The sequence below is a fragment of the Streptomyces sp. P3 genome (assembly GCF_003032475.1).
Taxonomy (GTDB): domain Bacteria; phylum Actinomycetota; class Actinomycetes; order Streptomycetales; family Streptomycetaceae; genus Streptomyces.
This window is the reverse complement of the sequence record NZ_CP028369.1, coordinates 8,000,400-8,014,288: the sequence shown is the minus strand read 5'-3', so window position 1 is coordinate 8,014,288 and position 13,889 is coordinate 8,000,400. Positions and strand designations below refer to the sequence as shown.

Here is a 13,889-nt window from a genome sequence, read left to right as displayed (position 1 = left end):
CCGCACGCCTCCCCCGTTCCGGCGCCGGGGCGGAAATCTTTCCGCAGAGCCTTGCCAAACGGATAGCGCGCGACCACGATGAGGCAACTCGTTTGGCTCAAAACAAACTCCCATCCCTTCCCGTCCCGACAGGTGATCCGAGTGGACAGTCAGACGGCGGTCGCCCCGCACTCCTCGCACGACACAAGCACGGCAGGCAGGCTCAAGCCCGATTCCCTCGGCGTCCCGGGCATCCTGTTCTTCGTCCTCTCCGCCCAGGCCCCGCTCACCGGCATCGCCGGGGCCGTCCCCATCGCCGTCGCCATAGGCAACGGGGCGGGCGCGCCGGCCGCGTACCTCGCCGCCGGCGTCATGGTCCTGCTCTTCTCCATCGGCTTCGTCGCCATGGGCCGCCACGTGGTGGACGCCGGCGCCTTCTACACGTACATCGGCAAGGGCCTGGGCCGCTCGGCCGGCTCCGGCAGCGCCGCCGTCGCCCTCTTCGCCTACTGCGCCATCCAGGCCGCCATGTACGGGCTCTACGGCGCGACGCTCGGCGGCCTCGTCGCGTACTACACCGACGTGCACCTCGCGTGGTGGGTCTGGACGCTGCTCACCATGGCGGTCGTCCAGGTGCTCGGCGCGGCCGGGATCGAGATGGGCGCGAAGCTGCTGGCCGTCTTCGTCCTCGCGGAGTTCAGCATCCTGATCGTGTTCGCCCTCGTGACCTTCTTCAAGGGCGGCGGCCCCGAGGGCCTCGGCTTCGGCGAGAGCTTCTCACCGCACGCCGCGCTCCAGGGCGCTCCCGGCGTGGCGCTGATGTTCGCCGTGGCGTCGATGTTCGGCTTCGAGGCCACCGCCATCTACGGCGAGGAGGCGCGGGAGCCCCGCAGGACCGTGCCGCGCGCCACCTATCTGTCGGTCGCGGTGGTCACCGGCTTCTTCGCCTTCACCTCGTGGATGCTGGTCTCGGCGCACGGCGGGTCCGCGGCGACATCCGAGGCGGGCAAGGCGCTGGAGTCCGGTGACGCGACGACGTGGGTGTTCGCGCCGATCACCGCCCTGTTCGGCTCCTGGGCCGGTGACGTGCTGCCCGTCCTGCTGGCCACCTCGCTGTTCGCCGGCATCCTGGCGTTCCACAACTCCGCCAACCGCTACCTGTTCTCCCTCGGCCGTGAGGGGCTGCTGCCGCGCCGGCTGACCAGGCTCAACCGGCGCCACTCGCCCTGGGCGGCCGGCACCGTGCAGACGGTGATCGCGGCGGCGCTGGTCGTCCCGTTCGCCCTGCTCGGCAAGGACCCGGTGCTGACGCTGTTCTCCTGGTTCAGCGGAATCGCCGTACTGGCGATGATGCTCCTGTACTTCCTGACGTCCGTCTCCGTGGTCGTCTTCTTCCGCCGCTCCCGCGCCGACACCCGGCTGTGGAACACGCTGGTCGCGCCGCTGCTGGGCGCGCTCGGCATCGCCGGCGCCATCTGGCTGATCATCGAGAACTTCACCACGCTCATCGGGGGCGACCGGAGCACGGCCGTCTGGCTCCAGCTGACCGTCCCGGCGGTGCTGGTCCTCGGGCTGTGCGTGGCACGGCTGACCCGCGGCAGGCACGCCGCCACCGCCTGAACCGGCGTTCCGTGAACGGCCGGCGGCGGCCTCACTCCCCGGACGCCGCCGCCGGCCCCGGATCACCGGCCGGGGAACACGGCCCGTCGGCCGCCCCGCACACCCCTCCACAGACCGCGTAGAGAACAGGAGAGCCGAGATGCCGGCCCTCACCCATGACGATCTGCTGCGCCGCGCCAAGGAGCTGCGGCTGCCGTCCCTCCACCACATCGACGGGGCGGACGAGCCGGGTTCGGGCGCCGTGTTCACCGTCGTCTCACCCCGCGACGGACAGGTCCTCGGCGAGGTCGCCGACGCGCGCGAAGCCGAGGTCGACCTGGCCGTGGCCGCCGCCCGCCGGGCCTTCGACTCCGGGCCCTGGCCGCGGCTCGCGCCCGCCGAGCGGGGCCGGATCCTGCTGCGCGTGGCCGAACTGCTCGAGGAACGGCGGGCGGACCTCGCCCTGACGGTCAGCCTGGAGATGGGCAAGCCGTACACCGACGCGTACGGGATCGAGCTGCGCGCGGCGATCAACACCTTCCGCTGGTACGGGCAGCTGGCGGACAAGGTGACCGACGAGTCGCCGCACGCCGCCCCGGACGCGCTGGCGCTGGTCACCCGGGAGCCGACCGGCGTCGTGGGCGCCGTCGTGCCGTGGAACTTCCCGCTGACGCTGGCGAGCTGGAAGGTCGCGCCGGCGCTGGCGGCGGGCTGCACGGTCGTGCTGAAGCCGTCGGAGAACTCACCGCTGTCCGCGCTGATGCTGGGGCGGATCGCCACCGAGGCGGGGCTGCCGCCGGGCGTGCTCAACGTCGTCGCCGGGGACGGCCCGACGGCTGGCCGGGCGCTGGGCCTGCACCCCGACGTGGACGTGCTGGCGTTCACCGGCTCCACCGCGGTCGGCCGGCACTTCCTGCGCTACGCCGCCGACTCCAACCTCAAGCGCGTCTGGCTGGAACTGGGCGGCAAGTCACCGAACATCATCCTTCCCGACGCCCCCGACCTGGAGAAGGCCGCCGCCACCGCCGCCTGGGGCATCTTCTTCAACCAGGGCGAGATGTGCACCGCCCCGTCCCGGCTGCTGGTGCACTCCTCCGTCGCCGAACGCGTCACCGAGGCGATCGCCGCCCGGGCCCGTGACCTGCGGGTCGGCGACCCCCTGGACCCGGCGACCGAGATGGGCGCACTGGTGGGCGAGGGGCACCTGGAGCGCGTCCTCGACCACATCGCCGCCGGGGTCGGGCAGGGCGCGCGACTGCGGGCCGGCGGCGCCCGCACCCTGACCGGCACCGGCGGCAGCTACCTGCACCCCACCGTCTTCGACCAGGTGGACCCGGGCATGCGCCTCGCCCGCGAGGAGATCTTCGGCCCGGTGCTCTCGGTGCTGACCTTCGACGACGTGGAGGAGGCGGTGCGGCTGGCCAACGCCACCGAGTACGGCCTCGCCGCCGGCCTGTGGACCTCCGACCTGTCCACCGCCCACAAGGTCTCGCGCGCCCTCAAGGCCGGGACGGTGTGGGTCAACTGCTACGAGGAGGGCGATCTGACCGTCCCCTTCGGCGGCATGAAGCAGTCGGGCAACGGACGCGACAAGTCCGCGCACGCTCTGGAGAAGTACACCGAGCTCAAGACCACCTGGATCCAGCTGTGACGACGCCGGCCCCACGTCCCCTCGTCGCGATCCCCGCCCGCTTCAGCGCGACCACGTCCGCGCTGCGCTACGCCGCCGAGGTCAACGCCCGGGCCCTCGTCGAGGCCGTCTGGCGGGCCGGCGGCGAACCGGCCGGCCTCCATCCCGCCGACCAGGACGAGCGGGACGTCGCCGCCCGCCTCGCCCGCTTCGACGGCGTCCTGCTCCCCGGCGGCGGCGACCTCGCCCCGCACCGTTACGGCGCCGCCGACGCCCACCACAGCGTCTACGACGTCGACGAGCTGCAGGACGCCTTCGATCTGCGGGTCGCCCGCACCGCACTGGACCTGGGGCTGCCGCTGCTGGCGATCTGCCGGGGCCTGCAGGTCGTCAACGTCGCGCTGGGCGGCTCACTGGAACAGGACATGGGCGGCCCGGAGCGCGAACACCGGCATGTCGTGCACCCGGTGGCGGTGCGGAGCGGCTCGCTGCTGGAGCGGGCCGTCGACGCCGGGAAGGTCGACGCCTCCTGCTACCACCACCAGCGGGTGGAGCGCGTCGCCGAGGGCCTCACGGTCACCGCGCGCGCCGCCGACGGCACCGTGGAGGGCCTCGAACTCCCGTCGGGACAGGGGTGGTTCACGGCCGTCCAGTGGCATCCCGAGGACACCGCTCAGGAGGATCCCGCGCAGCAGGGCCTCTTCGACGCCCTCGTCCGGGCCGCCCGGGAAGGTCGCTGACGCCGGCCCGGCGCTCGTCGGTCCGGGCCGCCACCGCCACGCGACAGCGGCCGCCGGGCCCGGGCCCGGCGGCCGCACACTGTCGCTCACCGGCGTGTCACAGGACGACCGCCTCGGTCGTGGCGGGCTCGTCGAACTGGGTCCGGTACAGCTCCGCGTACCGTCCGCCGGCCGCCAGAAGTTGCTCGTGGTCGCCGCGCTCCACGACCCGGCCGGCCTCGACGACGAGGATCAGGTCGGCGGCGCGGACGGTGGACAGCCGGTGCGCGATGACGACGGCCGTACGGTCCGCGAGCGCCTCGGCGAGGGCCTCCTGGACGGCCGCCTCGGAGGTGTTGTCGAGGTGGGCGGTGGCCTCGTCGAGGATGACGACGCGCTGGCCGGCCAGCAGCAGCCGGGCGATGGTCATGCGCTGGCGTTCGCCGCCGGAGAGCCGGTAGCCGCGTTCACCGACGACGGTGTCGAGACCGTCGGGCAGGGAGCGCACGAGGTCGTCGAGGCGGGAGCGGCGCAGCGCGTCCCACAGGTCGTCCTCGGTGGCCGACGGGCGGGCGAGCAGGAGGTTGGCCCGAACGGTGTCGTGGAACAGGTGGCCGTCCTGGGTCACCATGCCGAGGGTCGCCCGCAGGGAGCTCGCGCTCAGGTCGCGGACGTCCACGCCGCCGATGCGGACGGCGCCCTCGTCGACGTCGTAGAGGCGCGGCAGGAGCTGGGCGATCGTCGACTTGCCGGCGCCGGAGGAGCCGACGAGGGCGACGGTCTGCCCCGGGTCGGCGCGGAAGGAGACGCCGTGCAGGACCTCGGCGCCGCCGCGGGAGTCCAGGACGGCGACCTCCTCCAGGGAGGCGAGGGAGACCTTGTCGGCGGACGGGTAGCCGAAGCGTACGTCGTCGAACTCGACGGAGACCGGGCCCTCGGGGACCTCGCGGGCGTCCGGCTTCTCCTCGATCAGCGGCTTGAGGTCGAGCACCTCGAAGACCCGCTCGAAGCTGACCAGCGCGCTCATCGCCTCGACGCGGGCCCCGGCGAGCGAGGTGAGCGGGGCGTAGAGGCGCGTGAGCAGCAGGGCGAGGGCGACGACCGCGCCCGGTTCGAGGGAGCCCTTCAGCGCGAGGTGGCCGCCGAGGCCGTAGACCAGGGCGAGGGCCAGCGCGGAGACGAGGGTCAGGGCGGTCATGAAGACCGACTGGGCGGTGGCGGTGCGGACTCCGATGTCGCGCACCCGGGCCGCGCGGGCCGCGAACTCGGCCGACTCCTCCTCGGGGCGGCCGAACAGTTTGACCAGCGTGGCCCCGGGGGCGGAGAACCGCTCGGTCATCCGGGTGCCCATCGACGCGTTGAGCGCGGCCGCCTCCCGCTGCATGCCGGCCATCCGCCTGCCCATCCGCCGCGCCGGGATCACGAACACCGGCAGCAGGACCAGCGCGAGCAGCGTGACCTGCCAGGAGAGGGTGAGCATGACGGCGAGGGTGAGCACCAGGGTGACCAGGTTGGAGACCACTCCGGAGAGCGTGTTGCTGAACGCGCGCTGCGCTCCGATGACGTCGTTGTTGAGTCGGGAGACGAGCGCTCCCGTACGGGTACGTGTGAAGAACGCGACCGGCATCCGCTGCACATGATCGAACACGGCCGTGCGCAGATCCAGGATGAGCCCCTCCCCGAGCGTCGCCGACAGCCTCCTGCCCAGGATGCCGAGCGCCGCCTCCAGCACCGCGATGCCCGCGATGAGCAGCGCCAGCCGCACGACGGTGCCCGGGTCGCCGTGCGACACGATCGCGTCGACGACCTTCCCGGCGAGGACGGGGGTGGCGACGGCCAGCAGTGCCGTCAGCACCCCCAGCACGACGAACAGCGCGATGCGGCGGCGGTGCGGTCGGGCGAACACGCCGATGCGGCGCAGTGTCGCGCGGTCGAAGGGGCGGCGTTCCTGTTGGCTGTTCATGACGCTGTACAGCTGCGTCATGGCGATCGCGTCCATGCTCATGGGACCGACCGTAGAACCTCAAGCATTATTGAGGTCAAGTCCTTTCCGACGTCCGCCCGTCCGCACGCCTCCGACCCCGTCGGGGGCGCCGACCCGAAGACCGCCTGCCCGAAGGCCCCCGGCACGGGCGCTGTGCGCACGACGCCCCCGAACACGAAGGCCCCGATGACCGTGAGCAATGTTCCATCCACGCTGGTGAAACCGGCGGTTGTCCCCGTTCGGGAACCCTCGGCGGGTGTGACAGCGGTTCCTCTCGCCCCCGTCGGAGCGGCCCGGCGGCTGCCGGTGCGTCAGCTCCTGTGTCTGCTTCCGCTCCTGCTGGTCACCGTGGTCGCGGTGCGCCACCGGTCCGTACTGGCCGACGGGGTGGCGCAGTTGCGCGGCGCCGAGGCGCCCTGGCTGCTGGCCGCGGCCGGCGCGACCTGTCTGACCTGGGTGGCGGCGGCCGTCACCCGGCAGGGCGCGGTCGTGCAGCGGCTGCCCGGACGGCGGCTGCTGGCGGCGCAGTTCGCGGCGGGCGCGGCCAACCACCTGCTGCCGACGGGGCTGGGCGCCGGCGCGGTCAACCTGCGGTTCATGTCGGTGTGCGGGGTGCCGCTGGCCCGCTCCTCGGCGGCCCTCGCGCTGTACCTGCTGGCGGAGGGCGTGGCCCGGGTGGGCCTGCTGGCCGCGCTGCTGCTCGCTTTCCCGGACGCGCTGCGGCTCGGCCCCCTGCTGCCCGGCGGGGCGTTCGGCCCGCTGCTCGCCGCGCTCGCGACGGTGGCGCTGGTCGCGGCGGGCGCGCTCGCCTGCGTGCGGCGGCTGCGGTCGGCGGTGTGCTCGTTCCTGCGGACCGCGCTCGGCGAGGCGCGTTCGGTGCACTCCCGGCCCGCCCGGGCGCTGGCGCTGTGGGGCGGTTCGCTGGCGTTCCCGCTGCTGCAGGCGGCCGGCTTCGCCGCCGTGGGGCGGGCGTTGCACCTGCCGGTGCCCGCGGCGCACATGGCGGTCGCGTACGTGGCGGCCACGGTGGCCGTCGCGCTGGTGCCGACGCCGGGCGGGATCGGATCGGTGGAGGCGGCGCTGGTGGTGGCGCTGGTGGCGGCGGGCGGGCCGGTGGCGGTCGCCACCGCGGTGGTCCTCGGCTACCGCATCATCACGGTGTGGCTGCCGCTGGTGCCGGGCGCGCTGACGCTCGCGGCACTGGTGCGCATGAAGATCGTCTGAGCCGGTCGCCCACGGCGGCCCGCCGCCCGCCCGCGCACACCGTCGCGGCGCGCACGCGTCAGCGCGCCGGAACGTTTTCGGCCGTCCGTGACCGCGGGCCCGTCCGACTCCTCCCGGCCGCGGCCGGGTGCCTCGCCCGAGCGGCGCGATCCCGCCGTCGCGGCCGGCTCCTCCGGTACGAACCGCCGTGCCGGATACGGCAGGATGGAGCGGTCGCGCCCCCGGGTGCCCGACCGGGCGGGGGCGCCATCGCACTCCCCGGAACCGAACAGGTGACATCGTGACGAGACTTCACATCCGGCCGTCGGCGGCCGCGTCGGCCGCGGATCGACTTCCCGGAGGTGACCGGTGAACCGCGCGCTGACCCTCGACGACGGCGTCCTCGCCGGAATCGCCCTGGCCACCGGTCTGCTGACGGCCTTTCTGTCGCGCACGGTGCTGCGCTGGCTGGCGAAGCACGCCAAACGCACGAAGTGGAGCGGCGACGACGTCGTCGTGGACGCGCTGCGCACCGTCGTGCCGTGGGCCGCGATCGCCGGCGGCGCGGCGGCCGCGGCCGCGGTGCTGCCGCTGACCAAGGCGGTCCAGCACACCGTCAACCAGTGTCTGACAGTGCTGCTGATCTTCGTGGTGACCGTGTCGGCGGCGCGGGTGGTCGCAGGACTGGTGCAGACGGTGACGTCGTCGCGCTCCGGCGTCGCCGGGTCGGCCACCATCTTCGTGAACATCACCCGCATCCTGGTCCTGGCGATCGGCTTCCTGGTGATGCTGCAGACGCTGGGCATCTCCATCGCGCCCCTGCTCACCGCCCTCGGCGTCGGTGGTCTGGCGGTCGCGCTCGCCCTTCAGGACACCCTCGCCAACCTCTTCGCGGGCATCCACATCCTCGCCTCCAAGACCGTCCAGCGCGGCGACTACATCAAGCTGAGCAGCGGCGAGGAGGGCTACGTCGAGGACATCAACTGGCGTCAGACGACCGTGCGCGCGCTCTCCAACAACCTGGTCGTCATCCCCAACGGGCAGCTCGCGAAGACGAACATGACCAACTACATGCGCCCCGAGCAGCAGTTGACGGTCCTGGTGCAGGTGGGCGTGGCCTACGACAGCGACCTGGAGCAGGTGGAGCGGGTGACCTCGGAGGTCATCGCGGAGGTCATGACGGGAGTGGACGGCGCCCTGCCGGAACACGAGCCCGCGATCCGCTTCCACACCTTCGGCGACTCGCGGATCGGCTTCACCGTGATCCTGGGCGTCGGCGAGTTCAGCGACCAGTACCGGATCAAGCACGAGTTCATCAAGCGGCTGCACCGCCGCTACCGCGAGGAGGGCATCCGGATCCCGGCGCCCGCCCGCACGGTGGCGTTGCAGTCGGGCGCCGTCGTCATCCCGCAGCAGCGGACCGGCGACGAGGCCGTGCAGGGCGAGATGTCCGCCCTGCACGACTGACGGCGGCCGCTCGGGTCAGAGCGTGGCCGAGTTCTCGTGCCGACGCGCGTCCGGCAGGCGGCGCGGCGCGGTGAGGGACGGCGGCACCGGGGTGACCGTCCAGTCCGGGTGACCGGGCATCCTCGGTGTCGTCGTGCCGTACAGCCAGTCGCGCAGGAAGCCGGAGACGTCCTGCCCGCCGACCTGGGAGGCGACGGCGATGTAGTCCTCCGTCGACGCCGAGGAGTCGCGGTAGCGGGCCAGGAAGGCCCGCTCGACCGCGTGGAAGGCGTCCTCGCCGATGAGCCGGCGCAGCGCGTACAGGACGAGGACGCCGCCCAGGTAGCGCTGGCTGTCGAAGAGGTTGGCGGCGTTCGGCGCGGCGACCGGGCCGGAGGACCTGCGCCACTGGTCGCCGCGCGCGTAGGTGTCCTTCATCCGGGCCTCGAAGGTGGTCAGGCCCAGGGAGTCCGCCCAGCCGCGCTCGTAGCGGTAGAGCAGCCCGTAGAAGTCGGCGTGGCCCTCGTTGATCCACAGGTCGGCCCAGGTGGCGGGGCTGACGCTGTTGCCGAAGTAGGAGTGGACCAGCTCGTGCATCATGTGCGAGCCGATCTTCGGCTCCGCCTGCAGCAGGAAGTTCGGCTTGTAGAGCGTGAGGGTCTGCGTCTCGAGGCCGGTGAAGTCGAAGGCGTTCGGGGCGTCGGAGTTGCAGGGCAGCAGTCCGTACGTCTCGAAGGGGTAGGCGCCCAGCCGGGCCTCGAGCCACTCGACCAGGCCCGGGGTGAGGGCGAGAGCCGGCTCCAGGGCCTCGGCGCGGGCGACCGGCACGACGTCGCGCAGGCGCAGCCCGTGCGGTCCCTGGCGCTCCTTGACGACGTAGTCGCCGACCGTGATCTGCACCAGCTCGGTGGCCATCGGCGAACGGGAGCGGTAGGTGTACGCGGTCCGGTCGCCGGCCAGGTTCTCGGTGCACACCAGCGAGCCGTTCGCAACGGCCCGCAGCGCGGCGGGCACGGTGAGGCGGAAGGTGAAGTCCGCCTTGTCCAACGGGTGGTCGTTGCAGGGGAACACGGTGTGCGCCGCGTCCGGCTGGGGGCATATCGCGAACCCGTCCGGGGTCGGGACCCAGGCGGTGTGCGCGAGGGCGCGGCGCGGGTCGGCCGAGTACGTCACGCACACCGTGGCGCGCTCGCGTGCGCGCAGTGGCCGGGCGGGCGTGATCCGCAGCTTCTCGTCCGCCTGCTCGAAGGCGGCGGGGCGGCCGTCGACGCGGACCGTGCGGATGTCGAGGCCGAGGGAGTCGAGGGAGAACCGGGTGAGGGCCTGCGTGGTGCGCAGGTCCAGGGTGGCCGTGGCGTCGACGAGGGTGGTCGTCGCGTCGTAGGAGACGTCGAGGTGATAGGCGGCGACGCGGTAGCCGCCGTTGCCCAGGTTCGGGAAGACGGGGTCGGCGAGCGTCTCGGGGGCGGGGGCGTCGTCGGGCTTCCCGTCCGCGTGAGCCGTGGTTCCCCCGGCCAGGACTGCTGCCGTGCCGATCAGGGCGGCCGCCGGGGCCGTCACTCTGCTGCGATATCTCATGGTCCGCTTTCGCTCGGGCGGCCGGGTGGTCGGTCCGGCCGTCGGATCAGGTCGAGGATCTACCTGCTTGACCGCGGAAACGGCGGATTCGGTTGCATCCGGCGGACACCTCGGCCGTCCCGGATGTGAGGAGACCCCTGTCGAGCCGGACCCGAGCACGAGATATCTTGATGTCGAGCAATGTTGCAGACGTGGAGCGGAGCACCCGGTGACTGACTCGACCATCATCTACACGCACACCGACGAGGCCCCGGCCCTGGCGACGTATTCGTTCCTGCCGGTGGTCCAGGCGTACGCCTCGCAGGCGGGTGTCCCGGTCCGGACGCGGGACATCTCGCTGGCCGGACGCATCATCGCCGTGTTCCCGGAGTACCTGACCGAGGACCAGCGGATCCCGGACGCGCTGACCGAGCTCGGCGAGCTGGCGAAGACGCCCGAGGCCAACATCATCAAGCTGCCGAACATTTCGGCGTCGATCCCCCAGCTCAAGGCCGCGGTCGCCGAGCTGCAGGCCCAGGGCTACGCGCTGCCGGCCTACCCGGACGACCCGAAGACCGACGAGGAGCGGGACATCCAGGCCCGTTACGACAAGGTCAAGGGCTCGGCCGTGAACCCGGTCCTGCGCGAGGGCAACTCCGACCGCCGCGCCCCCGCGTCGGTCAAGAACTACGCCAAGACCCACCCGCACCGCATGGGCGCCTGGTCGTCGGAGTCCAAGACCAACGTCGCGACCATGGGCGAGAACGACTTCCGCTCCACCGAGAAGTCCGTGGTGATCTCCGAGGCCGGTTCGGTGCGGATCGAGCTGGTCGCCGAGGACGGCTCCACCACGGTCCTGCGCGAGTCGGTACCGGTCCTCGAGGGCGAGGTCGTCGACGCCTCCGTGATGCGCGTGGCCGCGCTGCGCGAGTTCCTCACCGCGCAGATCGCCCGCGCCAAGGCCGAGGGCGTGCTGTTCTCGGTGCACCTGAAGGCCACCATGATGAAGGTCTCCGACCCGATCATCTTCGGTCACGTGGTGCGCGCGTTCTTCCCGAAGACCTTCGAGCAGTACGGCGCGACGCTGGCCGCGGCCGGCCTGTCCCCCAACGACGGCCTCGGCGGCATCCTCAAGGGCCTGGAGTCGCTGCCCGAGGGCGACGCGGTCAAGGCCTCCTTCGAGGCCGAGCTCGCCGAGGGCCCGACCCTGGCGATGGTCGACTCCGACAAGGGCATCACCAACCTGCACGTGCCGTCCGACGTCATCGTCGACGCCTCGATGCCGGCCATGATCCGCACCTCCGGCCACATGTGGGGCCCGGACGGCCAGGAGGCCGACACCCTCGCGGTCCTGCCTGACTCCTCCTACTCCGGCGTCTACCAGGCCGTGCTCGACGACTGCCGCGCGCACGGCGCGTACGACCCGTCGACCATGGGCTCCGTCCCGAACGTCGGCCTCATGGCGCAGAAGGCCGAGGAGTACGGCTCGCACGACAAGACCTTCGAGATCAAGGCCGCCGGAACGGTCCGTCTGGTCGACGCGGCCGGCAACGTCCTCATCGAGCAGCCGGTCGCCGAGGGCGACGTCTTCCGCGCCTGCCAGACCAAGGACGCGCCGATCCGGGACTGGGTGAAGCTGGCCGTCACCCGCGCCCGCGCCACCGGCGACCCGGCCGTGTTCTGGCTGGACGAGACCCGCGCGCACGACGCCAACCTGATCGCCAAGGTCAACACCTACCTGGCGGAGCACGACACCGAGGGCCTGGACATCCGCGTCCTCGCCCCGGTCGACGCCACCAAGCTGTCGGTGGAGCGCATCCGCCGCGGCGAGGACACCATCTCGGTGACCGGCAACGTGCTGCGCGACTACCTGACCGACCTCTTCCCCATCCTGGAGCTGGGCACCAGCGCCAAGATGCTGTCGGTCGTCCCGCTGATGGCGGGCGGCGGCCTGTTCGAGACGGGCGCCGGCGGCTCCGCGCCCAAGCACGTCCAGCAGCTGGTCAAGGAGAACTACCTGCGCTGGGACTCCCTCGGCGAGTTCTTCGCGCTGGTGCCCTCCCTCGAGCAGTTCGCGACGGCCACCGGCAACACCCGCGCCAAGGTCCTCGCCGACGCCCTCGACCGCGCCACGGCGACCTTCCTCAACGAGGACAAGTCCCCGACCCGCCGCGTCGGCGGCATCGACAACCGCGGCAGCCACTTCTTCCTGTCCCTGTACTGGGCGCAGGAGCTGGCCGCGCAGACCGACGACGCGGACCTGGCGAAGGCGTTCGCGCCGCTCGCCGAGACGCTCGCCGCGAGCGAGCAGACGATCGTCGACGAGCTGATCGCCGCGCAGGGCGAGCCGGCCGACATCGGCGGCTACTACCAGCCCGACCCGGCCAAGGCGGCGGCGGTCATGCGCCCGTCGGCCACCTGGAACGAGGCCCTCGCCTCGCTGAGCTGACGCACGCGGCCGAGCGCCGCACCCGTACGGCACCCACCGCGCCCCGACCGGCACCGACCGGCCGGGGCGCGGCACGTTCACCGGTCGCGGCGCGGTGTCACCAGTCCCGGGTGGCGATCAGCTTCTCCACGTCCGCGTCCGCGAAGCCGTAGGACCGGGCGACGAACCAGAAGTCCCCGGCTATCTCCTCCCGGGCCACGGTCTCGATCTCGCTGCCCGCCTCCCAGAAGGCGTCCTGCAGGGCGTTGAACTCCTCGGTGGCGGCCTGGGTGAGGGCGTACAGCGCGTCGAGACCGGCGGGCCGCTCGGCCTCGACGCGCTCGCACAGCCGCAGCAGGATCTCCCTGCCCCGGTCCACCAGGTGATCCGGGTAATAGCCGTCCCGGTACAGCCCTTTCAGGAACGCGTGCTCCGCCACCTGCTCGTTCGTCGCCGCCATGCCGCTCCCCCTCGGTTCCCCGCCATGCTCTGATGGCGTCTCCGATCATGCACCACGCCACTGACAACGCCCTGGAGCAGCCTCATGACCTCCGCCGTACCGTCCTTCGCGTTCCTTCCCGGCGCCGCCGGATCGCCGGTGATCCTCCATGTGCCGCACTCGGCGCGGGAGATACCGGCCGAGGTGCGGGCGGGCATCGTGCTGGGCGACGGGGCGCTGGAGCGGGAGCTGGACCACATCACCGACGCGCACACCGAGCGGATCGCCGAGGAGGCGGCCCGGCTGGCGGGGGCGGCCCCCTGGCGGTTCGTGAACCGGCTGTCGCGTCTGGTCGTCGACCCGGAACGGTTCCCGGACGAGCGGGAGGAGATGCGGGCCGTCGGCATGGGCGCCGTCTACACCCGGACCACGCACCGCGAGCCGCTGCGGCCCGAGGACGCCGACCCCGAACCGCTGCTCGCCCGCTATTTCCGGCCGTACGCGCGGGCGATGGCCGACGCCGTCGGCGAACGGCTCGCGGCCGTCGGACGGGTCGTCGTCATCGACGTGCACTCGTACCCCGCCGCGCCGCTCCCCTACGAGCTGCACGGTGACGGGCCTCGGCCGGCGGTGTGCCTGGGCACCGACGGCTTCCACACCCCGGCGGAGCTGGCCGCGGCCGCGCGCACGGCGTTCGGGGAGATCGGCGGCACGGGCCTCGACAGTCCGTTCGCCGGGACGTACGTACCCCTGGCGTACTACGGGAAGGACCCCCGGGTGAGCGCGCTGATGGTGGAGATCCGCCGGGACACGTACATGAGCGAGCCGGGCGGCCCGGCCGGCCCGGGACTCACCCGGCTCGCCTCGGCGCTGGCGGCTCTCGTGGACGCCGTCACCGGCTGAGC

General features: G+C 72.6%; 10 protein-coding genes. 7 read left to right on the top strand and 3 right to left on the bottom strand.

Features of this window, described 5'->3' with window-relative positions; genetic code table 11:
• The first annotated feature begins 141 nt into the window (after nt 1-141).
• The 3 genes from C6376_RS35335 to C6376_RS35325 all read left to right on the top strand — a co-directional run bounded on the left by C6376_RS35335 (nt 142) and on the right by C6376_RS35325 (nt 3,948).
• Nucleotides 142-1,599, top strand: a complete 1,458-nt coding sequence (locus C6376_RS35335) for an APC family permease (protein WP_107447142.1) — start codon at nt 142-144, stop codon at nt 1,597-1,599.
• Between the two features lie 139 nt (nt 1,600-1,738).
• Nucleotides 1,739-3,229: an aldehyde dehydrogenase gene (locus tag C6376_RS35330; protein ID WP_107447141.1), complete on the top strand. Its 1,491-nt coding sequence runs from the start codon at nt 1,739-1,741 to the stop codon at nt 3,227-3,229.
• Nucleotides 3,226-3,948, top strand: a complete 723-nt coding sequence (locus C6376_RS35325) for a gamma-glutamyl-gamma-aminobutyrate hydrolase family protein (protein WP_107447140.1) — start codon at nt 3,226-3,228, stop codon at nt 3,946-3,948. Before C6376_RS35330 ends, C6376_RS35325 begins: the two co-directional genes overlap by 4 nt.
• Nucleotides 3,949-4,045: 97 nt before the next feature.
• Here C6376_RS35325 and C6376_RS35320 read toward each other — a convergent pair whose 3' ends face one another.
• Nucleotides 4,046-5,926 (bottom strand): ABC transporter ATP-binding protein, encoded by a 1,881-nt coding sequence (locus C6376_RS35320; RefSeq protein ID WP_107447139.1) that lies wholly within the window; start codon nt 5,924-5,926, stop codon nt 4,046-4,048.
• A gap of 243 nt (nt 5,927-6,169) precedes the next feature.
• Between C6376_RS35320 and C6376_RS35315 the strand changes: the two genes are divergently transcribed.
• Both C6376_RS35315 and C6376_RS35310 read left to right on the top strand, forming a co-directional pair.
• A complete protein-coding gene (locus C6376_RS35315; RefSeq protein WP_254076189.1) occupies nt 6,170-7,135 on the top strand; it encodes a lysylphosphatidylglycerol synthase domain-containing protein in 966 nt (321 codons plus the stop codon).
• A 348-nt stretch (nt 7,136-7,483) separates the two neighbouring features.
• Nucleotides 7,484-8,581: a mechanosensitive ion channel family protein gene (locus tag C6376_RS35310; RefSeq protein ID WP_107447137.1), complete on the top strand. Its 1,098-nt coding sequence runs from the start codon at nt 7,484-7,486 to the stop codon at nt 8,579-8,581.
• A 15-nt stretch (nt 8,582-8,596) separates the two neighbouring features.
• Here C6376_RS35310 and C6376_RS35305 read toward each other — a convergent pair whose 3' ends face one another.
• Nucleotides 8,597-10,138 carry a M1 family metallopeptidase gene (locus C6376_RS35305; protein ID WP_107447136.1) on the bottom strand — a complete coding sequence of 514 codons (1,542 nt, stop codon included), beginning with the start codon at nt 10,136-10,138 and terminating at the stop codon, nt 8,597-8,599.
• 208 nt (nt 10,139-10,346) lie between these two features.
• Here C6376_RS35305 and C6376_RS35300 point away from each other — a divergent pair, with 208 nt between their 5' ends.
• Nucleotides 10,347-12,566 carry an NADP-dependent isocitrate dehydrogenase gene (locus C6376_RS35300; RefSeq protein WP_107447135.1) on the top strand — a complete coding sequence of 740 codons (2,220 nt, stop codon included), beginning with the start codon at nt 10,347-10,349 and terminating at the stop codon, nt 12,564-12,566.
• A gap of 97 nt (nt 12,567-12,663) precedes the next feature.
• Here C6376_RS35300 and C6376_RS35295 read toward each other — a convergent pair whose 3' ends face one another.
• Entirely contained in the window at nt 12,664-13,005 is a 342-nt protein-coding gene (locus C6376_RS35295) for a DUF5713 family protein (RefSeq protein ID WP_107447134.1), read from the bottom strand.
• Between the two features lie 84 nt (nt 13,006-13,089).
• Here C6376_RS35295 and C6376_RS35290 point away from each other — a divergent pair, with 84 nt between their 5' ends.
• Nucleotides 13,090-13,887 (top strand): N-formylglutamate amidohydrolase, encoded by a 798-nt coding sequence (locus C6376_RS35290; protein ID WP_107447133.1) that lies wholly within the window; start codon nt 13,090-13,092, stop codon nt 13,885-13,887.
• Nucleotides 13,888-13,889: the final 2 nt, after the last annotated feature.